At 44.5% G+C, this 22,689-nt stretch carries 20 protein-coding genes; 13 read left to right on the top strand and 7 right to left on the bottom strand.

The features are described 5' to 3' along the window. Window positions 1-3: 3 nt before the first annotated feature. Both NQ556_RS15275 and murC read right to left on the bottom strand, forming a co-directional pair. On the bottom strand, window positions 4-1,104 hold the full coding sequence (locus NQ556_RS15275) for a DnaD domain protein (RefSeq protein ID WP_008369008.1): 1,101 nt from the start codon (window positions 1,102-1,104) through the stop codon (window positions 4-6). A 121-nt stretch (window positions 1,105-1,225) separates the two neighbouring features. Beyond that, entirely contained in the window at window positions 1,226-2,605 is a 1,380-nt protein-coding gene (gene murC / locus NQ556_RS15270; protein ID WP_022221119.1) for a UDP-N-acetylmuramate--L-alanine ligase, read from the bottom strand. A gap of 502 nt (window positions 2,606-3,107) precedes the next feature. Between murC and NQ556_RS15265 the strand changes: the two genes are divergently transcribed. The 3 genes from NQ556_RS15265 (at window position 3,108) to spoVG (ending at window position 5,891) form a co-directional block, all read left to right on the top strand. Then, window positions 3,108-4,382, top strand: coding sequence for a glucose-1-phosphate adenylyltransferase (locus tag NQ556_RS15265; RefSeq protein ID WP_022221118.1), 1,275 nt, complete (start codon window positions 3,108-3,110; stop codon window positions 4,380-4,382). Next, window positions 4,379-5,497 (top strand): glucose-1-phosphate adenylyltransferase subunit GlgD, encoded by a 1,119-nt coding sequence (gene glgD / locus NQ556_RS15260; protein WP_022221117.1) that lies wholly within the window; start codon window positions 4,379-4,381, stop codon window positions 5,495-5,497. Before NQ556_RS15265 ends, glgD begins: the two co-directional genes overlap by 4 nt. A 106-nt stretch (window positions 5,498-5,603) precedes the next feature. Continuing rightward, on the top strand, window positions 5,604-5,891 hold the full coding sequence (gene spoVG / locus NQ556_RS15255) for a septation regulator SpoVG (RefSeq protein ID WP_008368997.1): 288 nt from the start codon (window positions 5,604-5,606) through the stop codon (window positions 5,889-5,891). Between the two features lie 96 nt (window positions 5,892-5,987). Here the strand turns inward: spoVG and NQ556_RS15250 are convergent, their stop codons facing one another. From NQ556_RS15250 to NQ556_RS15235, 4 genes are read right to left on the bottom strand one after another with little or no spacing between them, the layout of a single operon-like run. Beyond that, window positions 5,988-6,800 (bottom strand): Cof-type HAD-IIB family hydrolase, encoded by an 813-nt coding sequence (locus NQ556_RS15250; RefSeq protein ID WP_008368995.1) that lies wholly within the window; start codon window positions 6,798-6,800, stop codon window positions 5,988-5,990. A 12-nt stretch (window positions 6,801-6,812) separates the two neighbouring features. Then, window positions 6,813-8,189 carry a UDP-N-acetylmuramoyl-tripeptide--D-alanyl-D-alanine ligase gene (locus NQ556_RS15245; protein WP_022221116.1) on the bottom strand — a complete coding sequence of 459 codons (1,377 nt, stop codon included), beginning with the start codon at window positions 8,187-8,189 and terminating at the stop codon, window positions 6,813-6,815. Window positions 8,190-8,216: 27 nt separating this feature from the next. Next, window positions 8,217-9,671: a nicotinate phosphoribosyltransferase gene (locus NQ556_RS15240; protein WP_008368990.1), complete on the bottom strand. Its 1,455-nt coding sequence runs from the start codon at window positions 9,669-9,671 to the stop codon at window positions 8,217-8,219. Between the two features lie 26 nt (window positions 9,672-9,697). Further along, window positions 9,698-10,432: a lysophospholipid acyltransferase family protein gene (locus NQ556_RS15235; RefSeq protein WP_022221115.1), complete on the bottom strand. Its 735-nt coding sequence runs from the start codon at window positions 10,430-10,432 to the stop codon at window positions 9,698-9,700. Between the two features lie 132 nt (window positions 10,433-10,564). On the opposite strand from NQ556_RS15235, the gene NQ556_RS15230 reads away from it, so the two are divergent. From NQ556_RS15230 to NQ556_RS15190, 9 genes are all read left to right on the top strand, one after another. Then, complete coding sequence (locus tag NQ556_RS15230; RefSeq protein WP_008368986.1) at window positions 10,565-11,011, top strand: protease complex subunit PrcB family protein; 447 nt, start codon at window positions 10,565-10,567, stop codon at window positions 11,009-11,011. A 10-nt stretch (window positions 11,012-11,021) separates the two neighbouring features. Continuing rightward, the gene (locus NQ556_RS15225) at window positions 11,022-12,584 is read left to right on the top strand and encodes a DUF3794 and LysM peptidoglycan-binding domain-containing protein (protein WP_008368984.1); all 1,563 of its coding nucleotides are present in this window, start codon (window positions 11,022-11,024) and stop codon (window positions 12,582-12,584) included. A gap of 63 nt (window positions 12,585-12,647) precedes the next feature. After that, on the top strand, window positions 12,648-13,523 hold the full coding sequence (gene ispE, locus NQ556_RS15220) for a 4-(cytidine 5'-diphospho)-2-C-methyl-D-erythritol kinase (RefSeq protein ID WP_008368982.1): 876 nt from the start codon (window positions 12,648-12,650) through the stop codon (window positions 13,521-13,523). A 2-nt stretch (window positions 13,524-13,525) separates the two neighbouring features. Continuing rightward, window positions 13,526-14,215 (top strand): GntR family transcriptional regulator, encoded by a 690-nt coding sequence (locus NQ556_RS15215; RefSeq protein ID WP_008368980.1) that lies wholly within the window; start codon window positions 13,526-13,528, stop codon window positions 14,213-14,215. 64 nt (window positions 14,216-14,279) lie between these two features. Continuing rightward, window positions 14,280-14,897 carry a stage II sporulation protein R gene (gene spoIIR / locus NQ556_RS15210; RefSeq protein WP_022221114.1) on the top strand — a complete coding sequence of 206 codons (618 nt, stop codon included), beginning with the start codon at window positions 14,280-14,282 and terminating at the stop codon, window positions 14,895-14,897. Between the two features lie 67 nt (window positions 14,898-14,964). Continuing rightward, window positions 14,965-16,146 carry a cation diffusion facilitator family transporter gene (locus NQ556_RS15205; protein ID WP_022221113.1) on the top strand — a complete coding sequence of 394 codons (1,182 nt, stop codon included), beginning with the start codon at window positions 14,965-14,967 and terminating at the stop codon, window positions 16,144-16,146. Window positions 16,147-16,151: 5 nt separating this feature from the next. Continuing rightward, window positions 16,152-16,859 carry an acyl-[acyl-carrier-protein] thioesterase gene (locus NQ556_RS15200; protein ID WP_008368975.1) on the top strand — a complete coding sequence of 236 codons (708 nt, stop codon included), beginning with the start codon at window positions 16,152-16,154 and terminating at the stop codon, window positions 16,857-16,859. A 3-nt stretch (window positions 16,860-16,862) separates the two neighbouring features. Beyond that, window positions 16,863-17,684 carry a CvfB family protein gene (locus NQ556_RS15195; protein WP_008368973.1) on the top strand — a complete coding sequence of 274 codons (822 nt, stop codon included), beginning with the start codon at window positions 16,863-16,865 and terminating at the stop codon, window positions 17,682-17,684. A 150-nt stretch (window positions 17,685-17,834) separates the two neighbouring features. Then, entirely contained in the window at window positions 17,835-18,068 is a 234-nt protein-coding gene (locus tag NQ556_RS15190; protein WP_008368971.1) for a hypothetical protein, read from the top strand. A gap of 501 nt (window positions 18,069-18,569) precedes the next feature. On the opposite strand, the gene NQ556_RS15185 is transcribed toward NQ556_RS15190, so the two are convergent. Further along, window positions 18,570-19,157, bottom strand: coding sequence for a TetR/AcrR family transcriptional regulator (locus tag NQ556_RS15185; protein ID WP_008368967.1), 588 nt, complete (start codon window positions 19,155-19,157; stop codon window positions 18,570-18,572). Between the two features lie 239 nt (window positions 19,158-19,396). On the opposite strand from NQ556_RS15185, the gene NQ556_RS15180 reads away from it, so the two are divergent. Continuing rightward, window positions 19,397-22,672, top strand: coding sequence for a M14 family metallopeptidase (locus NQ556_RS15180; protein ID WP_243257446.1), 3,276 nt, complete (start codon window positions 19,397-19,399; stop codon window positions 22,670-22,672). Window positions 22,673-22,689 lie beyond the last annotated feature (17 nt).

Here is a 22,689-nt window from a genome sequence, read left to right as displayed (position 1 = left end):
TTCTTAGTTACTGCGTAATAATTCTTTGGTAAGCTCGTCCATATTGTAAGAACGTTCTTCAAAATTACGGAATTTGGAAGGCTGCTGGGCAGAAGGTGTACGGTTTTGCCCCGAAGGAGTTTTCCTCCGGTCTTTTTCCTGCTCAAAGGCAGAATCAAGACGCTCAACATCTGCCAGTGTACGAACGTTGCCCGTCTTCCAGTTTTCGAGAATCTTGTCAGTATATTCAAAACTTGGCTGGTGAATCGCACTGATGGTGCGGTTGCATGCTTCCAGAATGAGATCCAGTTCGAAATTCCCATCCTCCAGCCATTTGCGGATATAATCCAGTTCGGCAGATGCAGGTCCCCGCCCTTTGATGCCAAATGCATTCAGGATAGAATAGCAGGTTTTGTTGTAAAATGCAGAGGAATTACGTGCCTGATCGACGGTTGTAATATGTTCATCTGCCCATGAAAGTGCTACTTTTTGAATGTAATGCATGCTCTTATGTCCGTTCTCCACACAGTATTCGATCAGATACTCGATCAGGTCTGCGGAAAAACCAAGGGAATCATAAAAGTAGGTAATCGCATCAACATCGGTACGGGATAAGGTTTTGCCAAGATATTGTTCAGCAATAAAAAGAATCTGCTTTAATTCTCTTCTTGCAGCAAGGGAACGTCTTGATGCAGGAAGATTCTGACCGGCAGCTTTGTCTGAAACAGTGGTATTTCCATCAGACTGCGCGACCGGAGATTTTTCATGAACGGAAGCAGACTGTGCGGAAGGTGTATGGAAAGCTGCTTTGACAGGTGTCTGATGAGTTGGTGCTTTTCCGATACAGATTCCGGCGAGTTCATTTGTTTCGTCATATTCGAGAGAAAGAATTCCTTCTTTTTCCCAGTATTTGAGTGCGCGCAGGATATCGCCTTCGGTATTCTCCAGAAGGTCTGCCATCTGCGGGATATCCGGAAGCTGCTCCGGGATATTCTGATAACGGAGAAGAAGAAGATAGACTTTTACATATTCTCCGTTCGCAGATACCATATAATGATCGATAAAGTCATTCTCCACGATCGTTATGTTATTGTGGGAATGATTGCGCAAAATAAGTGCACTCATAATTTCCGCTTCCTTTCTTTTCTGACTTTGTTCATTATAACATCATCCCAGATTGTAAAAAAGAATTTTCTGACGGAAATTTTTGTTATTACAGATAAAATTTCGCAAATATTGGAGAAAATCAAGCTTTTAACAGGTCTTCCCCAATGGTTACAACATCTCCGGCACCCATTGTGATCAGAAGATCGCCAGGCTGGCAATGGGTGGTGACGAATTCTTCGATGGCTGCAAAGCTTGGAAGATAAGTTGCGTCACATCCATGTTCTTTGACTGCATCTGCAAGCTGTGTAGAAGAGATGCCTAAAGTATCTGTCTCACGCGCTGCATAGATGTCAGCAAGGATTACATGGTCTGCATGTGCGAGTGCTTCAGCAAATTCTGAGAATAATGCTTTTGTACGTGTATAAGTATGTGGCTGGAAAATACACCACAGCTTTTTATGTGGATAATGTGCAGCACTTTTCAGCGTTGCAGCAATCTCTGTCGGATGGTGTGCGTAATCATCAATGATGGTCACTCCGCCGACTTCACCTTTGTATTCAAAACGACGGTCTGTTCCGTGGAAGGAAGCAAGACCTGTCTGGATCGTCTCCGCAGGAACACCAAGAATATCGGCAACTGCGATTGCCGCAAGTGCGTTATATACGTTGTGCTCACCGCCGACTGCAAGAGCGAGATGGGCAACATTCTGTCCGTCTTTTACGACATCGAAAGAGGCATTGCCCTGTTCGTTATAAGTAATATTGGCTGCACTGTAATCCAGGGAAGCTTCTTTGCCAAAAGTGATAACACGACAGGAAAGATCGGAGGTGATCTCTTCAATTTTATCAATATCTCCGTTGATGACGAGAGTTCCGTTTTCCGGAAGAAGCTTAGCAAAAAGGTGGAAAGAATTACGGATATCGTCCAGGTCTTTAAAAAAGTCCAGGTGATCCGCATCCACATTCAGAATAATACCGATTTTCGGGGAAAAGTGCAGGAAACTGTTGGTATATTCGCATGCTTCCGTAATAAAAAGGTCAGGTCCGCCGACACGGATATTGCCTTCGATCGCTTTCAGGATACCGCCGACAGAGATTGTCGGATCCAGGTTTGCTGCAAGAGCAATATGAGAAAGCATAGACGTTGTGGTTGTCTTACCGTGTGTACCGGATATAGCAACCGGTGTCTTATAGTTAGTCATAAGCTGACCGAGTAATTCTGCTCTGGACAACATCGGAAGATTCCGACGCTTTGCTTCTGCAAATTCTTCGTTGTCTTCGTGGATCGCTGCGGTATAAACTACAAGGTCGATACCGTCTATAATATTGGAAGCTTTCTGACCGTAAAATACGGTTGCACCATTCTGAGACAGATGATCCGTAAGTGCCGATTCTTTGTTATCGGATCCGGATACTGTGAAGCCTTCTTCAAGAAGGATCTCAGCGAGTCCGCTCATACTGATGCCGCCAATTCCGATGAAGTGGATATGGCAAGGCTGATTAAAATCAATTTTATACATAATGACACTTCCTGTTCTGTGAATTTGTTTCATAGTATTTGACTTACGTGCATAATTATATGATGATACCAGGGTCAAAAGGTCAGAAAGCCGATGCAAGCTTGCTTGCAAGAGGATTTTTGACCTTTTGACCCGCCAAAAACATGAGTAAGTAGCCATTTTTCAAAGAAAAATGAGCGGATTACGAATGTTTTTGAGGATTGCAAGAGTGCAAGGCACGTAGCAATCTGGTATCAAAGGGGTCAAAATACCTTTTGACCCCGACATTATATGATGTAAGTGGCAAAAGTATAAATTGCGTTTGTGCTTGCACAAGTAAGTAAAATATACTTTCGACACTCACATAATTATATCATAGATAGGTCAAAAACCAAACCTTTTCTTTTTGTGATATTTCTATAAAAAAGATAGGTAAACAGAAATATTTTTGTAAAATATGTTCACTATATGTATGTAATATGTTATAATGAAAAAACCAGAATTACTGAGAAGGGGTGAAGACATGATAAAAAAGGAAATGATAGCAATGCTATTGGCAGGAGGACAGGGCAGCAGACTTGGCGTCCTGACTGCAAAAGTTGCTAAACCGGCTGTTGCATTTGGCGGCAAATACAGGATCATTGATTTTCCGCTGAGTAACTGTATCAACTCAGGAATCGATACAGTCGGTGTCCTGACCCAGTATCAACCACTCAGGCTTAATACACATATTGGAATTGGTATTCCGTGGGATCTGGACCGGAATATCGGAGGGGTGTCAATTCTTCCGCCGTATGAGAAGAGTACAAGCAGCGAATGGTATACAGGAACGGCGAATGCAATTTATCAGAATCTGGAGTATATGGAGACATTTAATCCGGATTATGTACTGATCTTATCAGGAGATCATATTTACAAGATGGATTACGAGGTCATGTTGGATTTTCACAAGGAGAATCATGCAGATGTGACGATCGCGGCAATGCCGGTTCCGATCGAAGAAGCAAGTCGTTTCGGAATCGTAATTACCGATGAAGACAAGAGAATCACCGAGTTTGAGGAGAAGCCGGCGAATCCGCGGAGCAATCTTGCGTCCATGGGAATTTATATTTTCAGCTGGCCGGTGCTCAAAGAGGCACTGATCAAGATGAAAGATCAGCCGGGATGTGATTTCGGAAAGCATATCATTCCGTACTGTCATGAAAAGAAGCAGAGACTGTTTGCATATGAATATAATGGTTACTGGAAGGATGTCGGTACATTGAGTTCTTACTGGGAAGCTAATATGGAACTGATCGACATTATTCCTGAATTTAATCTTTATGAGGAATTCTGGAAAATTTATACGAATAATTCAATTATACCGCCACAGTATATCTCAAAAGAAGCTGTGATCGACAGAAGCATCATTGGCGACGGAGCTGAGATATACGGCGAGATACATAACTGTGTGATCGGCGCAGGTGTTGTTGTTGGACAAGGCTGTGTGATCCGGGATTCGATCATCATGCAGGATGTTGCGATAGGAAATGACTGTGTGATCGACAAAGCGATCATTGCGGAGAATGTTAAGGTTGGAGATGATGTAACCCTTGGAATCGGCAATGAAGCACCGAACAAGCTCAGGTCTGATATCTACAATTCCGGACTGGTTACGATCGGTGAGAATTCTGTGATTCCGGCAGGAGTACAGATTGGAAAGAATACTGCGATCAGCGGTATTACCGTGAAGGAGGATTATGTACAGGGTGCTCTTGAAAGCGGCGGAGTATTGATAAAGGCGGGTGACAGATCATGAGAGCAGTTGGAATCATTTTAGCAGGCGGTAACAACAACAAGATGCGGGAGCTTACACAGAGGCGTGCAGTGGCAGCGATGCCGATCGCAGGAAGCTACCGGGCAATTGATTTTGCACTCAGCAATATGTCCAATTCGCACATCCAGAAGGTAGCAGTACTTACTCAGTATAATGCACGTTCACTGAATGAACATCTGAATTCTTCCAAGTGGTGGGATTTCGGACGTAAGCAGGGTGGTCTTTATGTATTTACACCGACGATCACCGCAGACAATGGCTACTGGTATCGTGGAACGGCAGATGCGATCTATCAGAACCTGGATTTCCTGAAGAGGTGCCATGAACCTTATGTGATCATCACATCCGGTGATGCGGTTTACAAGATGGATTATAACAAAGTACTGGAATACCACATTGCCAAGAAAGCAGATATCACTGTGGTATGCCGGGATCTGGATCAGGGCGAGGATGCAACCCGTTTTGGCATTCTGAAGATGAATGAAAATATGCGGATCGAAGAATTTGAGGAAAAACCGATGGTGGCAAATTCCAACACGATTTCCACAGGAATCTATATCATCCGCAGACGTCAGCTGATCGATCTGATCGAGCATTCAGCTGAGGAAGACAGATATGATTTTGTAACGGATATCCTGATCAGATACAAGAATCTGAAAAAGATATACGGTTATAAGATAAAAGACTACTGGAGCAATATTTCCACGGTCGATGCCTATTATAAGACAAACATGGATTTCCTCAAACCGGAAGTCCGGAACTATTTCTTTAAGCAGCTTCCAAGTATTTATTCCAAGGTGACAGATCTGCCTCCGGCAAAATATAATCCGGGTGCGGTCGTTAAGAACAGCCTTGTGGCAAGCGGAAGCATTATCAACGGAACCGTTGAGAATTCGGTTCTGTTTAAAAAAGTGTTTGTTGGAAATAATTGTGTGATCAAAAACTCAATTATTTTAAATGATGTGTATCTTGGGGACAATACTTACATTGAGAACTGTATTGTAGAGAGCAGGGATACGATCCGTGCCAATACACGGCATGTTGGTGAAGATGGCGTGAAAGTAGTAATAGAAAAGAACGAAAGGTACGCATTATAAAAACTGAGGGGGACTTGTAAGAGTCCGGATCAGAAGGCATGCCGGTCAAATAAAGGAAAAGGAGCGGACCGGTATGTGCGTTACTGGAGAAAGGGGCTAGAAAGTTATGCAGATTACAGATGTACGCGTGCGCAAAGTAGCAAAAGAAGGAAAATTAAAGGCAGTAGTATCAATTACAATGGACGAAGAATTTGTTGTTCACGATATTAAAGTCATTGAAGGGGAAAAAGGACTTTTCATTGCAATGCCGAGTAAGAGAGCACTGGATGGGGAATATCGTGATATTGCGCATCCAATCAATTCCGGTACAAGAGACAGAATCCAGAAGATCATTCTGGACAAGTATGCGGAAGTACTGGAAGAGACTGACGACGCGGAAACTGCAGAAATCTAAGTACAGAAAAATACTGAAAACAAAAATCCCGGAGACTGGAAGTAAAACCAGTTCTCCGGGATTTTTATATTTTGAGAAATGATATTTCTACGACGGTCAATCGCGCATAAACTGATCGATCACATAGAGAACTCCGTCATCATCATTTGACTTTGTGATAAAATCTGCTTTTTCACGGACCAGTGGCTGTGCATTTTCCATTGCCACTCCAAGACCTGCGGTTTCGATCATAGTCAGGTCGTTGTATCCGTCACCGCAGCAGATCATTTCATCAGCAGTCAGACCGATGCTGGTAAGAAGCTTCAGAAGAGAGGCGGCTTTGTCTACATTCTTTGGAACAATTTCGAGGAAAAATGGATCCGAACAGTAAACATCAATATAACCATGGAAATGAGTGGACATTTCCTCTTTAGCAGCAGCGATGCTATCCGGTTCTCCGGTCAGGAGAAATTTATTGTTTGGAAATGTGGATACTTTCTCACAGAAATTATCAATTTGTACAATTGGTAAATGGTTGATCCGGGATTCTAATTCGGAATATTTTGTCGGGGTAAATCCGGACAGAAGCTGTCCATCCTCATAAGCCAGAATATCAACCAGGTAGTTGGAAGCGATCCGGTAGATATCCGGGATCACGTCCTGCGGAAGTGTTTTGTTGTAAATGAACTGGCCGGTGCGGCAGTCAGTGATCCGTGCTCCGTTGAAGGATAGGATATAGCTTCCGTAACGTTCCAGATGGAGCTGCCTGGCAAGGGGAACCACGCCGTATGTAGGGCGACCGCTTGCAAGAACAACTTTTTTTCCGGCTTCCTGGATCTCGATCAGAGCCTTTAACGTTGGTGGAGTGATTTCTTTCCTGGAGTTGGTAAGTGTTCCGTCCAGGTCAAGAACAAGTATCTGATATTTCATGTCTTACCTCTCTTAAAACTTCATCTGTCTGAGTACATCAATGATCTCAGGAAATTCCATACCGTGGGAAGCTTTGACCAGAATGGTATCATCTTTTTTGACAACATTCCGGATTTTTCCCAGGAAGTCCTGTTTGGTTTTAAAGTAAAGTACGGCACTGCTCTTTGCACAGGCTTTTGCACCTTCATATGCGTGGTGGGAAAGTTCTCCGATACAGCAGATCACATCAATGCCGATCTCGGCAGCATGTGCGCCGGTATTGTAGTGAAGTTCATTCTCCTTATCACCAAGCTCATACATATCGCCCATTACAGCTACGGTTCTTCCTGTTGCGGTAGAAAGTACATCCAGAGAAGATTTCATGGAAACCGGATTAGCGTTGTAGCAATCATCGATGATCAAAAGAGATCCTGTGTCGATCAGATTGGTACGTCCGGCAATCGTCTTCAGGGAAGAGATCCCGGTCTGGATTTCCTCCAGAGTAAGTCCAAGCTTCATGCCGACACATGCTCCGGCGAGAGCATTGTAGACCATGTGGTTTCCCGGCACCGGGATATGTACGTTGATTTCACCAAGTGGAAGGTGGAGTACAGCGTCAGTTCCGCGAAGTCCCTGACTTACGATTCCGTCTGCATAGGCATCCAGCTGGTCTGAAAGACCGAAGAAAACAGGCTTTTTCCCTTGTACCTCTGCGACTGTGGAAAGTTTGTCGTCATCTCCGTTTAAGATGACAGAAGCATTTGGACGTAGATGATCAAAAACTTCGGTTTTGGCTTTTAAGATTCCGTCGCGGCTTCCGAGATTTTCCATGTGTGCAAGACCGATGTTGGTGATTACACAGATATCCGGCTGGCTGATGGATGCAAGTTCATGCATCTCTCCGAAATGGTCAATTCCCATCTCCAGGACAGCGACTTCATGTTCTTCGGTAAGATTGAAGATGGTAAGCGGAAGTCCGATTCCATTGTTAAAGTTTCCCTCTGTCTTAAGAACATTGTATTTCCGGGAAAGGACAGAGGCAATCGTTTCTTTGGTGCTGGTCTTGCCAACACTTCCGGTGATGCCGACAACCTTGATGTCAAGCTGCATGCGGTAAAACGCTGCGATATCACGAAGTGCTTTTTCGCAGGATTCTACATGAATGCAGGGACAGGTAAGGGAAGAAGGATCTTCTTCTGTAAGAGTAGCAAGTGCACCCTGTTCCATAACCTGTGGGATAAAGGTGTGGCCGTCTACACGGGCTCCTTTGAGTGGGACAAAAAGAAATCCCGGTGCTGCTTTCCGGCTGTCGATTGCAACGCCGGTAATCTCTTTTTCAAGAAAACTGCTGTCACCATGGAAGGTTCCATGGCAGGCAGCGGTTATATTTTTTAATGTCATATTTTTCATCGGTAATACCTCTTTTCAAATTGTGACCTAGTCATCAGCACTCATGCGGTCAAGAAGCTGTTTCTTTACTTCATAAAGTCTTGGAGACAGATCGATATACATCTGGTGAGGATTGAAGAGTCGTTTGGATTCATCCCACAAGGTATCTTTTTCCTGACGGCAGTAAGCGGCAATCTCTTTGACAGACGGGGAAGTGTAGACACATTCACCGTTGATGAAGATTGGCTGCATCATTTCGCGGACGGTATAGGTTCCGGCTTTCATCTTTGTCTTTTTCCATGTCTCGCTTGGATCAAAGAGGAGAAGATCTTCCTCCGGATTGATTTCTTCGTCTACAAAGCAGATATAATCAGCTTTCATCTTGCCGGTTTCTTTTTCGTAAATACGGTAAACCGTCTTGTTGCCCGGATTGGTGATCTTTTCTGTGTTCTCAGAAAGTTTGATTTTAGGTTCGAACTCACCATTCTTATTCTGGATGGCAGCGAGTTTATATACACCACCGAATGAAGGACAGTCTTTGGAGGTGATCAGATTGGTTCCGACACCCCATGAATCGATCGCTGCGCCCTGCATTTTGAGGTCGTGGATCAGATATTCATCAAGGTCGTTGGATGCGCAGATCGTTGCTTCTTCAAAGCCGGCCGCATCCAGCATTTTACGTGCTTTTTTGGACAGGTAGGCAAGATCGCCGCTGTCAAGACGGATACCAAGCTTTCTCGGGCTGATGCCGGCATCTTTCATCTCCTGGAAGACACGGATCGCATTCGGCACACCGGATTTTAAGGTGTCGTAAGTATCGACAAGAAGGGTACATCCTTCAGGATAAAGATCTGCATAGGCTTTAAATGCGGTATATTCATCCGGGAAACTCATGATCCAGCTGTGTGCATGGGTTCCCATAACCGGAACGTCAAAAAGCTTGCCGGTAAGTACGCAGGAGGTTCCCACGCAGCCGGCGATCACGGCAGCACGTGCACCGTATAATCCGGCATCCGGTCCCTGGGCACGGCGAAGCCCGAATTCCATAACACCGGTATCACCGGCAGCGTATACGATACGGGAAGACTTGGTCGCGATCAGACACTGGTGGTTCAGAATGTTCAGGATTGCGGTTTCCACAAGCTGAGCTTCCATGATCGGGGCAACGACTTTGAGGATCGGCTCCTTTGGGAAGATCAGGCTTCCTTCCGGAATTGCGTAAATGCTTCCGGTAAAGTGATAGCCGCTCAGATACTGAAGAAAATCTTCAGAAAAAATGTGGAGACTGCGAAGGTAATCCACATCATCATAGCTGAAGTTCAGATTTTTCACGTACTCAATAACCTGTTCAAGTCCGGCTGCGATTGCATAACCGGAAGAAAATGGGTTGGAACGGTAAAATACATCAAAAATTACGGTAGGATTGTCCTGCTTATCGTAATAACCCTGCATCATAGTCAGTTCGTATAAGTCTGTAAGTAATGTTAAATTTTTAGAATGCATAATCGTACCTCTTTTCTGTTATAGGTTTAGATCAGACTGGCGTTTTTCTTAATTGTGTCCTGAATAAGATCATGACAATAGATTCCAAGATGTTTTCTTGTCTCTTTATCCAGTTCTTTTGGATAGATTGGTTTGCCGTATTCGATGACGACATGTACTTTTTTTACACGTGGGAAATGTGCTTCAAAAATGTCAGCAGTATTGTTCATGCTGATCGGAATGATCGCACACCCGGTCTTTTCGGCAATTTTAAGTGCACCGTCACGGAATGGAAGCATAGAAAGCTCTTCGCCATTGTTGCGGGTTCCTTCCGGGAAAATGCAGATGGAAATGCCATTTTTTACATAATCAATTGCCTGAAGGATCGTCTTCAGACCTTCTCTCATATTGTCTCTGTCAAGGAAGAGACAGTACAGATTCTTCATCCATGTGGAAAGAAGCGGAATCTTTTCCATTTCTTTTTTGGCAACATAACCGGTCAGACGCCTGCACCGGCTGTAAGTAAGGAGAATATCAAAATAACTGCGGTGGTTGCCGATAAAGAGTACCGGTTCATCCGGAACATTTTCTTCACCAATCACGGTTGTCGTGACACCGGTCATCTTAAGAATCACTTTAAAGCCCCACTGAACGATGCGCAGAGAACTGATATCTTTGGCTCTGCGATTGAATTTACCAATGATCCATTCCACCAGAAAAACCGGAATGGACAGGATCAGGTAAAGAATTAAAAAGACTGCGATACAGATAAATCGTATCATTACCCCAAAATCCTCTCTTTCATTGTATAAAGTAACATACTTTTCTTCGATTATACTATTCGAGGCATGAAAATACAAGGAAGATAATATGATAATAAAGAGACAAAAAAATGGAAAAGTTTGTGAATAATTATGAGAATAAAATGCCGTGTGACAGGGGTGATCTGGATGCTGATTTTCCTTGGCGGCTGTCAGGTCATGGAAAAAGAGGAAGCGGGTGGAGAAATGCTGGAATATTCCATTGTGGATGAGAAAAAAGTTCCGGCGGAAATGACCGAACGCATTGCCGGGATGGAAGAAACCCCATTTCAGATCATGTATGTGCAAGGAGACCGGCTGTATGTCGGACAGGGGTATGGGAGACAGGAAATGGAGGGATATGCGATCCGGGTTGATGGCTGTACGGAAGAAAAAGATGTGATCTGTGTACAGACAACACTTCTGGGACCGGGAAGTGACGAGACAGAAAAAGATGGGGAGGAGATGGGAAATATCTGTATGCGGGAAGATGGATTTTCCCAATACCCATATGTTGTCCTGGAAATGGCAAAAAGCGAAAAACCGGTGATATTTGAGTAGGAGGCTGACTATGGAACTGATAAGAAAACAGGTACGCATGAATCAGATGGGCAAAACAGTGACGGATCAGTTTATGATCGGTGGGGATTATAATGTACCAGATGCGAAAAGTGACGTGGGAAGAGTGCTTTCTGGTGAGGGAAGTCTGCGGATTGAAGAGACAAGAAGAGTGGAAAATTATCTCCGTGTGACGGGAAAACTGAATTTTAAAGTTTTGTATGTGACAGATTCGGGAGATCCGCGTCCCGGAGCTTTAGAGGGAATGATTCCGTTTGAGGAAATGGTCTACATGGAGGAAGAGAACGGAGAAGGCGAAGACATTGTGCAAGTTCAGCGGGTGGAATGCGGGGTATCACTGATCCATTCGAGAAAGCTTGCGGTAAAAGCGCTTGCGGAAATAACGGTACATACAGAGCAGATCACAGAAAAACAGGTGACACTTGATGTGGATGGGGAAGAAGGAATCTATCTGAAAAAATGTCCGGTGGAGCTGCTGCAGCTGTTTACCGCGAAGAGAGACATTTACAGGATCAAAGAGGAGATTAAGATACCGGGGACCAAAGAGAATATCGGAACGCTCTTGTGGACAGAGGTAAGCTCCCGGAAAATGGATACCAGACTTGTGCAGGATGCTATGCTGATAAATGGAGAATTACAGATCTTTGTTCTCTATGAATCCCAGGAGGGCAAGACAGACTGGGTGGAGCAGACGGTTCCTTATGAGGGGCGGATCGAGTGTGCCGGCGCAGAAGAAGGTATGTATCATCATGTCTATGACCGGCTGGATGATATCAGTGTGGAAGTGCGGATGGATGAGGACGGTGAGATGCGTGCGCTTGGCATTGAAGCGGCACTTCAGGTTCGTCTTTTTGTCTATGGGGAAGAAAAGCTGGAGATTTTAGAGGATGCGTATTCCCTTGATAAAAAATGTGTTTTGGAGACAGAAGAAGTTGTTGTTGAGGAGCTTCTGATGCAGAATCATTCAAAAAGTAAGATCACAGAACGATTAAGTCTGCCGGAGCTGAAAGATGAGATCCTTCAGGTGTGCCACAGCAGCGCAGATCTGCAGATAGAAAAAATGGAAGTGCAGGATGGAGGAATTCTGGCAGAGGGGATTCTAAATGTCAGCTTTCTGTATGTAAAGGCAAACGATGAAGTACCATTTGGTGTGTGGAAGGGGATGGTTCCGTTCTCGGCAATGCTTGAATGCCGGGAAGGAAGCAGCGATATGAAATATGACGTCACATATGCAGTGGAGCAGCTTGCGGTAGATCTTGCCGGAAATGATGAAGTAGAGATCAAAGCGGTCGTGGCGTTCAGAAGCTTCATGCGAAAAGCGGAAAAAATACAGATGGTGACAGAGGCTGCACTTGTGGATTATGAAAAAGAAGAGCGGATGAACCAGCCGGGAATTGTGGGATATATCGTAAAAGACGGAGATGATCTGTGGAGCCTGGCAAAGAAATATTCGACCACAGAAGAAAGCATTCTGCTTAATAATGAATTATTATCAAAAGAATTGAAAACGGGTGATAAAATATTGATTTTTCGGGAGAGTTTGAGTATACTATAGTAATGAAATGATGTATACAAGATACAAAAAAAGGTCGAAAAAATACAATAAGGAGATACACGCATGGATAAACTGGAGTTAAAAGCACTTGGGAAAATCAATCTTGGACTTGATGTGCTGGGGCGGCGGGAGAATGGTTATCACGATGTGCGCATGGTCATGCAGACGCTATATCTGTACGATAATGTGACGCTGCAAAAGAAGTCGGCCCCAGGTATCGAGATCGATTCGAATCTTTTTTATCTGCCGAATGATGAGGACAATATTGCATGGAAAGCGGCAAAGCTTCTGATCGATGAATTTGATATCAAAGATGGGATTAGAATCCATCTGGACAAGCATATACCGGTTGCAGCGGGAATGGCAGGCGGAAGTTCCAATGCTGCGGCAGTGCTTTACGGAATGAACCAGATGTTCCGGTTGGGACTTTCTCAAAAAGAGTTGATGGAAAGAGGCGTGAAGCTTGGGGCGGATGTTCCTTACTGCATTATGCGCGGAACAGTACTCGCAGAAGGAATCGGGGAAAAACTGACGCCGCTTCCTCCGATGCCGAAATGTCAGATTCTGATCGCCAAGCCGCCGATCAGTGTATCGACAAAGATGGTTTATGAAAAGCTGGATTCCTGTGAAATCAAGGAGCATCCGGATATAGATGGTATCCTGGACGGATTGAAGAACCAGGATCTTGAGCAAGTGGCAGCATCCATGGGTAATGTGCTGGAAAAGGTTACGGTTGAAGCATATCCGGTCATTGCACAGATCAAAGAATGTATGATGGAAGCAGGTGCTCTTGGGGCGATGATGAGTGGAAGCGGTCCGACTGTATTTGGGATTTTCAGGGATCGCAGGACAGCGAAGGAAGCATTTACAAAAGTAAAAGCACAGAATCTGGCAAAACAGATTTATCTTGCAAATGTGCATAACGTCAGGAGGAGATAAGAATGGATATGGATTTTGAAGTAAATATGAATGAATACCTGCCGTTGAGAGATGTTGTGTTCAATACACTCCGGAAGGCAATTTTAAGAGGAGAACTGAAGCCGGGAGAACGGCTGATGGAGATCCAGCTTGCCAACAAGCTTGGAGTAAGCCGCACCCCGATCCGTGAAGCAATCCGTAAACTGGAGCTGGAAGGTCTGGTTCTGATGATTCCGCGAAAAGGGGCAGAAGTGGCACAGATCACAGAGAAGAATATGCAGGATGTGCTGGAAGTCAGAAAGGCACTGGAAGAGCTTTCCGTACAGCTTGCGTGTGAACGGATCACGCCGGAGCAGGTTGAAGAAATGAAGATGGCAGCTGAAGATTTCCGTAAAGTCTTAAAGAGTGGTGATGTGACGAAGATCGCTGAAGCAGATGTAAAATTCCATGATATTATCTTTGCCGCAACCAATAACCAGAGACTGATCACGCTGCTGAACAACCTGCGGGAACAGATGTACCGGTTCCGCGTAGAATACCTGAAGCAGAAGGAATGTTATCCACAGCTCCTGGAAGAACATGATAAGCTGATCGCACTGATTTCGGGTGGAGAGGTTGAAGAGGCATGTGAGCTCATGGGATGTCATATTGACAATCAGGCCTCTACAGTATCGGATGTTATCCGGAGAGATCAGGTAGAATATCACAGATAAAAATGTATAGTTTTCCATATGTTGTCAATACTCCTGGTATCAAAGACAGGAGGTACATACGAAAATGAAAAAAATAAAAGCAGTGGTGCTGGTACTGATCATGATTCTGTGTGGTGCGGCATTTGCAAGGGGAATGCAGGTGGAAGCGAAGGCGAATGCAGTGCAGGAAAAGTTATCCGGTGAGGTGTTCCGCTTTCATGTGCTTGCCAACAGTGACAGCAAAGAAGACCAGGAGCTTAAGATGAAGGTGAAAGAGGCTGTTGTAGATTATATGTGTGAGAATCTTTCGAATGCAGGGAATGCAGCGGAGGCGAAAGCATGGGCGATCTGCCACAAAGAAGAACTGATCCGGACGGCCAGGGAAGTCTTGCAGGAAGAAGGATGTAACGATCAGATAACAGCTGAGGTCGTGCGGTGTGAATTTCCGGACAAAACTTACGGAGACATCACCTTCCCTGCAGGCTGGTACGATGCACTCCGGATCAAGATTGGAAAGGCACAGGGGCACAACTGGTGGTGTGTTCTTTATCCGAATCTCTGTTTTATGGATTCTGTCCATGCAATTGTTCCCAAAGAAGGGAAGGAAGAGCTGCGGAGTGTGCTGACGGATGAAGAGTATGCGATGATCGTAAAAGGCACACCGGTAAAAATCAAATGGTTTTTCTTGCAATTGACGGAGTAAATGTGTAGAATATACTTCAACGAAGATGGCAGGAAAATTTGTTTCGCCTAAGGCAAAGGAAAGTTTAATGACGGATATACTTGTAAAATTATTTGTAAAAGATTATAAAGATGTAGAAAAGGTGTCTGTCCGTACAGCATATGGAGTGCTGGCAAGCGGAGTAGGCATCTTTTGTAATGTTCTGCTGACGATTGCGAAGATGGTGATAGGAATCCTTCTTCACAGTGTGTCTGTTACTGCAGATGCATTTAACAACTTATCGGATGCAGGTTCTTCGATCATTGGAATGATCGGAGTGAAGATGGCAGAAAAACCGGCAGACAAGGAGCATCCTTTTGGGCATGGCAGGCTGGAATACATAGCGGCACTGATCGTATCCTTTCTGGTGATTGAAGTTGGATTTACCTTTTTCAAAAATGCGATCGTGAAGATCCGGGAGCCGGAAGAGTTAAAATTCAGTCTGGTGTCGATCCTGATCCTGGTGTTGTCCATAGGTGTGAAGCTGTGGCTTGCGATGTTTAACCGGAAACTTGGTGAAAAGATTTCTTCCCAGGTGATGATGGCGACGGCGGCAGATGCACTTGGAGATGTGATCACGACAGCAGCGACGATCCTGTCGGTTGTATTCTGGCGGATTACAGGGATCAATATCGATGGCTTTGTCGGACTTGGTGTTTCACTGGTCGTTATGTGGGCCGGATTTGGGATTGCGAAGGATACGCTTGAGCCGCTGATCGGAATTCCGGCGACATGGGAAGATTATGAGAAGATCAAGCATTTTGTGGAAAAATACGCTGGAATCGAGGGCAGTCATGATCTGGTGATCCATAATTACGGACCGGGAAGAAGTATGGCGATCATTCATGCAGAGGTTCCGAATGATGTCCCGATTGATGTATCCCATGAGATCATTGACCGGATTGAGAGAGAGGCAATGGAACAACTGGGGATCTCGCTGACAATTCATATGGATCCGGTGGAGACTCGTAATGAAGAAGTACTTCAGGCAAAACATGAGACAGAAAAAGCTGTGGAAGCATTGGATCCGAGATGCAGTATCCATGATTTCCGCATGGTGAATGGAGAAAAACAGATCAATCTCATTTTTGATTTTGTCATTCCGAGAGAGTATTCTGAGGAAAAAGGGAATGAACTGACACTGACTTTGATGGACCGATTGCAGCATCATAACCCAAAGTATCAGTGTGTTATCACATTAGACAGAAGTTATGTGGAAGAACAGAGGTAAAAGAGATGTATACATTTGAAAGCAGAGTACGATTCAGTGAAGCAGACCATACGGAGCTTCTGACATTACCGGGGCTTGTTAATTATTTTCAGGACTGTAGTACTTTTCAGTCTGAGGATATCGGATATGGCGTGGAATCACTGAAAAAAAGCGGGCAGGCATGGATTCTTTCCGCATGGCAGATTGTAGTAAACCGTTATCCGAAACTCGGGGAACATATCCGGGTGTCCACCTGGGCAACGGATTTTACCGGACTTTTCGGACTTCGTAATTTTAAGATGGAGGATGAAGCAGGCGAGATGACAGCCTGGGCCAATTCGGTCTGGGTATATATGAATATGAAAAAAGGAAGACCATGCAGACCGGCGAAAGAAGAGGTCGAGGCTTATCGGCCGGAAGCACCACTGGATGTAGAGTTTGCGCCGCGTAAGATCGTGCTTCCAAAAGAACTGGAAGATGGAGAAAGTTTTCCGGTAAGACGTCATCAGATCGACACAAACGAGCATGTCAATAACTGCCAGTATATCCAGATGGCAATTGATGTGGTGCCGGAATGTGAGCGTGCCGGACAGATCCGGGTAGAATATAAAAAATCCGCAGTTATGGGTGATATTATTTATCCAAAGATGGCGGTAGAGGAACAGAGAAAAATAGTGGAACTTTGTGATGCGGAGGGAAATCCGTATGCGGTAGTAGAATTCAAGGAGAAATAAGAGATGGAATTAGGAAAAAAACAGATGCTTACGGTAGTAAAGGTAGTTGATTTCGGAGTATATCTGGGAGATGACAGAGAAAAGGTTCTTCTTCCGAAGAAGCAGGTTCCGGCAGGAATCGAACCGGGCGATCCGATTGAGGTGTTTTTGTATAAGGATTCTTCTGACCGTCTGATCGCAACGGTAAATGAACCGAAGCTTACACTGGGGGAAAGTGCAATACTGAAGGTAGCGCAGGTTGGCAAATTCGGTGCCTTCCTGGACTGGGGACTGGAAAAGGATTTGTTCCTGCCATTTAAGGAGCAGACTTATAAGGTGAAACCGGGGGATGAATGTCTGGTAGGACTTTATATTGATAAGAGCCAGAGACTCTGTGCGACCATGAAGGTATATGAGTATCTGACCAGTGATTCTCCTTATCAGAAGGATGATCAGGTAGAGGGAATCGTTTACGAAGTGAGTGATAATTTCGGGGCTTTCGTTGCAGTGGACGGAAAATATTCTGCGCTTGTGCCAAAGAGAGAAGCACCGAAAAGTCTAAGACCAGGAATGAAGATCCATGCGAGAGTGACAGAAGTAAAACCGGATGGAAAGCTGAATTTAAGTGTCCGTGAGAAAGCATTTATCCAGATGGATAAGGATGCGCTTCTGGTACTGGCGCGTCTGGAAGAAAAGGGCGGAGTCCTTCCGTTTAACGATAAAGCAGATGCGGAGGTGATCCGTGCGGAGTTTGATCTGAGCAAGAATGCATTCAAGCGTGCAGTCGGACATCTGTATAAAGAGCGTAAGATCGAGATCCGTAAGGACAGTATTGTTTTGAAATAGACATTGTGATTATGCACAAAAAACAGACTGTTAAATTGTTCACAATGCCCAAAACGCTGATTTGAAAAAAAACCCTTGATTTTCAAAAAAAAATTGTATATATTGAGGGTGTAAAAGATAGGAAGAGATAAAAGAAAAGGAGTGTACATCATGAAGGTACAGAATATTACAAACATTGATAAGTTTTTTGAAGTAGTAGACAGCTGCAAAGGAAAAGTAGAACTTGTAACAGGAGAAGGCGACAGACTGAATCTGAAATCTAAACTTTCTCAGTATGTTTCTATGGCAAATATTTTCTCTAACGGAGAGATTCCGGAATTGGAAATCATTGCATACGAAAAAGAAGACATCGATAAACTGGTTAACTTCATGATCAATGGCTAATTTATATAAATACCAGGAATAGTGAGAAGCAGGAATCAAAGTGATTTGGTTCCTGCTTTTTTGTGTATACGATGAGCCAAGTGCAGATTTGTGCTTGCACAAGGATCTGCATTTGGCGAATGTACATCATCGAGCTGTTAAGCGAGATGGTGTACAAAGTATACAAATCGAGTAGGAGTCAGCCTACTCGATTGTGGAGAGAGACGGTCTGCGAGGGGGAGGTTGTGTGGCGGATTTAGAAAAAGAATAGGTGTGAAGTCCATTGTGCAGGGCATTCCGATGAGCCTCTGAGAACGAAAATTGTGTCAGCAAAGGCTTCCACAATTTTTGAGTCTCATCTCCATTGCACAATAAGTGCCTTCACACCTATTCTTTTTCTAAATCCGCCCTCAAGACTTTGGGCGCAGACCTGGCGGCTGCTAAACATAAAAATTCAGGAAACTATAGAGAGATAGTTTCCTGGTATATGCGAGAGGGTATTTATATTGAGGGTGGGTTAGGTTAGTTGACGCGTAATGATTCAATAAATGGTGTCAGGAGGGATTCACCGTATTGAAGCAGGGAGAAGCTTCTCTGGGTGAGACACCAGGAGTAGGTGAGACCGATCTGGGCAGAGGTGATCATCTGGGAGAGCTCGACGTAGGAGTAGTCTGACTTTAGTTCTCCACATTTGATCCCGTCGAAAAGGATCTTGCGCAGGATCTTATAATAATTACGATCCGGGTTTAAAATATGTCTGGTTCCGGTAGTAGCTACCTGAAGACCGTAGAGGGGCGCAAAGAGATCCATATATGGTGAGTGCTCCAGGTTATTCAGCACAAAATGGTTGAAGGCGAGCAGCAGATCGGCGGCTGGAAGCGTCCGGTCGCAGGTCTGAAGCCAGCTATCATAGTCACTGTCGTAGGAATAGGCGAGGCTGAAGAGAAGTTCATCTTTTCCACGAAAATGGTGGTAAAAGGTGCTGCGGGAATTACCGGAGAGTTCGATGATCTGCGCGATCGTAGTTTCGTCATAGCCCTGTTCTGTGAACAGCTTCCATGCTGCATCCATGATGTCCTGTTTTGCATGTCGTTTGCCGTGCGTTGTCATAATTGATCGTTCCTGCCTTCTTAAAAGTATTGAAGCTATTGTAACACAGGGATGTGGAGAGTGCAATGTTTTGTTTCTGCATACATTTTATTGAAAATGTCCATATAAGGATAATATGGTTGACTTTATTTGAACACTTTAGTAGAATGAAGGGTATAAAAAGCAGAACGTAGTTCGGAATACAGTATCTTTTTAGACCGTAGTACGAAAACGAACTACAGTGCTTTTGGAGGTGTAAGATGGAAAAATTAAAACTTGCAGCCGGCATGACAGGAGAACAGAAGCGTTATGCGGTTGAAGCAGCACTACTTCTGGGATTTCAGACAGAGACAGCTACATTTCCGGTGATCACAGCGGACGGTGAGATTCCGGTGCCGGAGAATATGGAAGAGTTGAAAGCCCTGTGGAAAAAGAGTACAGGGGGAACACCGGAAGAGTACGAATCAGCATCAAAGCATACAGGTCCGATCTTTGATCTGGATTTCCGTAAGGAAAAAGGGCTGGAGACGATGCTTCAGAAAGGGGATTTCCTGAAAGACGAGAATCAGGATCTTCTTCCGGATGTGTTGGATGTGAAGATTGTACTTCCGGAGGATGCAGATGATGCGATGCTCGTTGCAGCATGTAACCTGGCATGGCGTTTTGGTATGGAGACAACCGGATATAAAGGAACTATTACGGCAGATGCAGCTTATACAGGCAACCGGCTCGTTCTGGAAAAAGCAGAGCAGACAGAGCTTGTACGGGAAAAAGAAGGAGAAAGTGTAAAAGTATCTCTTCGCGGTGACGGAGAGGAACTAATCGCATTTACCTCCCGTCTCTGTATGGAATTTCCACAGATCAATGGTCAGAGAAGCTGGAAAGACCTGCTGATGGATATGGTGGATGACTTTGTACTGCGCGGCGCAGATGGCCAGCTTGCAGCTTTGAAAGCGATGCAGAAAGAGCAGACAGGAGAATACGAAGTATACGGATCTCCGCTCTGGAATGATACACAGAAAAAAGAAGCCGGGGATGCAAAGGTATATAATTACAAATCCGGACAGAAGATGTACGAGAAGGTGTATGAGCTTCCGTGGGAAGTGGAAGTTTTTGAAAAACTTCTGGAAGAAAAGGTTTATCCGCAGATCAGGAAGGGAAGCAAGGTAAAGATTACCGGTGCGGTAAGTGAAAATATAAAAGTACGCCAGAAGATAAAAGAAAAAATCGAAGACAGAATCCAGATGTTAGGTGCCAAGCCGGAGGATACCTCCGTTATCTGTGCATACAAACAGGGATATTCCTGGATCGTTGAAGAGATGCTTCCGGTGATGAAGGAAGCGCAGGCAGATCAGGTTGAGATTTATTTCAAACCGTTCCTGCCGGAAGGCCAGACAGACTGGCTGGATGAGAACGGTGCAACCCCGTCCTATCACAATCTGAATGCAGACACTCCGGACAAGTGGTATGATCTTCCGATCCGCTATCTGCAGGAACTGTATCCGGTAGAAGATATTCTGGTAAAAGAGCTTGGAATTGAAAGAGATAAAGTCATTTTCAAAGCTTATGAAGGCGAAGAAGATATCACTTATCTCTGCAAGGGGATCAAGGACGAAAAGGTCTGCTGTGAGGATACTTACAAAGCAGTCTGGTCGGAAAGACCATATATGGATGAATATCCGCAGATGGGAAAGGTTCATCCGGCAACCGGTTATGTAAAAGCAGAGATTGACGGACAGGAAGTATTTTATCAGACCGTCCGTACCGATATGGAAGAGATCTGGGATGTTTACCAGAAGGAAGTTCTTCCGGATTGCAGACGATATATTGAGGAAAAGACAGGCGGAAAGATTTCCGCAGACCTGCAGCCGTTCTTCCATGAACTGCGTCTGGACGTGACCGCAAGTGAACCGGACTATGCGACCGGATCAAGAGAGGATCTGATCTCTTCACTGGATGCTTTGCATGAAGATATGTATTTTGTCGGAAGTGACTATTTTAAAAATTACGGTGTGAAGAAAGCAGATGTCATGCTGGATGCGCCGGGACTGATCCTTCCGGTGATCCATGAAAAAGAAGGCAGACCGGTATTTAAGGTGACACTGACCGAGCCGTTAAAAGAAGAAGCATGCATTGTAAAAGATGGAAAAGCGGTTCTTTTACAGAGAAAACGGGAAGAAGCAGATGCATGGATCCGTGCCATTTCATGGGAAAATGATAATTTTACTTTCCATATCCGCACAAATGGTGTACAATCTAATGTATTACACACTTACTCAACATTGTGGTCAAAGGGTGTACTGGCAGAGTGTGAAAGTGTTGTTGCAGGTACGAAGCTTTTGTTTGAAAGTGAGCAGGGCGAGATACAGTATGCAGCACTTACACCGGAAAGAGAAGAAAAACCAAAGACGAAACGGATTGAAGAGATTGACCTGCATGAGCATGAACTGATCGGATATGATACTTACCGTGAGATTATCGAAGAACTGAAGCAGGTTCCTGGAATCGAAGTGTTCCGGACTGCGGTATCTTATACAGGACGTGAACTCTATGCAGTATGGATCAAACCGGAATACGAAGGATATCTGTCCATGACGAAGCGTATATCAAGAATTCCTGGCGAGATGATCAATGCAAGACATCATGCAAATGAAGTATCTTCGACAAATGCAGCATTTATCCTGATCAAGAAGCTGCTGACAGAAGATGTTTACAAAGATTTACCGGATAAACTGAATCTGGTGATCGTTCCGATGGAAAATGTGGATGGTGCGGCAATCCATTATGAATTGCAGAAAGAGCATCCAAACTGGAAATTCCATGTGGCAAGATTTAATTCGCTTGGAAAAGAGTTCTACTATGAACATTTCCAGCAGGATACGATCCACAGCGAGGCGATGGGATTAACCCGTATTTATGACCGGTATGTCCCGGATATGATCGTGGACAATCACGGAGTACCGAGCCATGAATGGGAGCAGCAGTTTTCGGGTTATACCTCCCCGTCTTACAAAGGCTTCTGGCTTCCGAGATCTCTGCTTTATGGTTATTTCTGGTATGTGACCAATCCAGAGTACAAGGACAATTACCCGGTCAATAAGGTAATGGAAGATGTGATAGCAGACAAGATTGCCGAGTATCCGGAGATGAGAGAATTGAACCGTGAATGGAGTGCTCAGTTTGAAAAATATGCACATGCATGGATGCCGAAATTGTTCCCGGCAAACTATTATAAAGAAATGATCAACTACTGGATCCCGTTCGCGGCAGATCCAAACCATCGTTATCCGTCGATCCGTTTTCCGTGGATCACAACGGTTGCTTATACCAGCGAGGTTGCAGATGAGACCGCACAGGGTGAATACCTGAATTTGTGTGCAAGGGCTCATGTGGCACATGACGAGGCGACTATCCGGATGTTGATGGAAGCAGTGCATGTGATGGAATGTCATCTGGAAGAGCAGGATGGACAGATTTTGACCAGTTACATAAGACAGCGTCCGATGATTGTCAAAGTGACTGGAAAAAATAAATAACTTTTTAATACTTTTCT

Source organism: Coprococcus comes ATCC 27758 (assembly GCF_025149785.1).
Taxonomy (GTDB): domain Bacteria; phylum Bacillota; class Clostridia; order Lachnospirales; family Lachnospiraceae; genus Allocoprococcus; species Allocoprococcus comes.
This window is presented reverse-complemented; position numbering and strand designations above follow the sequence as displayed.

Bases quoted from the DNA above. Each gene is read 5' to 3' on its own strand.
- NQ556_RS15275 (WP_008369008.1), bottom strand. From the start codon at position 1,104: ATGAGTGCACTTATTTTGCGCAATCATTCCCACAATAACATAACGATC.
- murC (WP_022221119.1), bottom strand. From the start codon at position 2,605: ATGTATAAAATTGATTTTAATCAGCCTTGCCATATCCACTTCATCGGA.
- NQ556_RS15265 (WP_022221118.1), top strand. From the start codon at position 3,108: ATGATAAAAAAGGAAATGATAGCAATGCTATTGGCAGGAGGACAGGGC.
- glgD (WP_022221117.1), top strand. From the start codon at position 4,379: ATGAGAGCAGTTGGAATCATTTTAGCAGGCGGTAACAACAACAAGATG.
- spoVG (WP_008368997.1), top strand. From the start codon at position 5,604: ATGCAGATTACAGATGTACGCGTGCGCAAAGTAGCAAAAGAAGGAAAA.
- NQ556_RS15250 (WP_008368995.1), bottom strand. From the start codon at position 6,800: ATGAAATATCAGATACTTGTTCTTGACCTGGACGGAACACTTACCAAC.
- NQ556_RS15245 (WP_022221116.1), bottom strand. From the start codon at position 8,189: ATGAAAAATATGACATTAAAAAATATAACCGCTGCCTGCCATGGAACC.
- NQ556_RS15240 (WP_008368990.1), bottom strand. From the start codon at position 9,671: ATGCATTCTAAAAATTTAACATTACTTACAGACTTATACGAACTGACT.
- NQ556_RS15235 (WP_022221115.1), bottom strand. From the start codon at position 10,432: ATGATACGATTTATCTGTATCGCAGTCTTTTTAATTCTTTACCTGATC.
- NQ556_RS15230 (WP_008368986.1), top strand. From the start codon at position 10,565: ATGAGAATAAAATGCCGTGTGACAGGGGTGATCTGGATGCTGATTTTC.
- NQ556_RS15225 (WP_008368984.1), top strand. From the start codon at position 11,022: ATGGAACTGATAAGAAAACAGGTACGCATGAATCAGATGGGCAAAACA.
- ispE (WP_008368982.1), top strand. From the start codon at position 12,648: ATGGATAAACTGGAGTTAAAAGCACTTGGGAAAATCAATCTTGGACTT.
- NQ556_RS15215 (WP_008368980.1), top strand. From the start codon at position 13,526: ATGGATATGGATTTTGAAGTAAATATGAATGAATACCTGCCGTTGAGA.
- spoIIR (WP_022221114.1), top strand. From the start codon at position 14,280: ATGAAAAAAATAAAAGCAGTGGTGCTGGTACTGATCATGATTCTGTGT.
- NQ556_RS15205 (WP_022221113.1), top strand. From the start codon at position 14,965: ATGACGGATATACTTGTAAAATTATTTGTAAAAGATTATAAAGATGTA.
- NQ556_RS15200 (WP_008368975.1), top strand. From the start codon at position 16,152: ATGTATACATTTGAAAGCAGAGTACGATTCAGTGAAGCAGACCATACG.
- NQ556_RS15195 (WP_008368973.1), top strand. From the start codon at position 16,863: ATGGAATTAGGAAAAAAACAGATGCTTACGGTAGTAAAGGTAGTTGAT.
- NQ556_RS15190 (WP_008368971.1), top strand. From the start codon at position 17,835: ATGAAGGTACAGAATATTACAAACATTGATAAGTTTTTTGAAGTAGTA.
- NQ556_RS15185 (WP_008368967.1), bottom strand. From the start codon at position 19,157: ATGACAACGCACGGCAAACGACATGCAAAACAGGACATCATGGATGCA.
- NQ556_RS15180 (WP_243257446.1), top strand. From the start codon at position 19,397: ATGGAAAAATTAAAACTTGCAGCCGGCATGACAGGAGAACAGAAGCGT.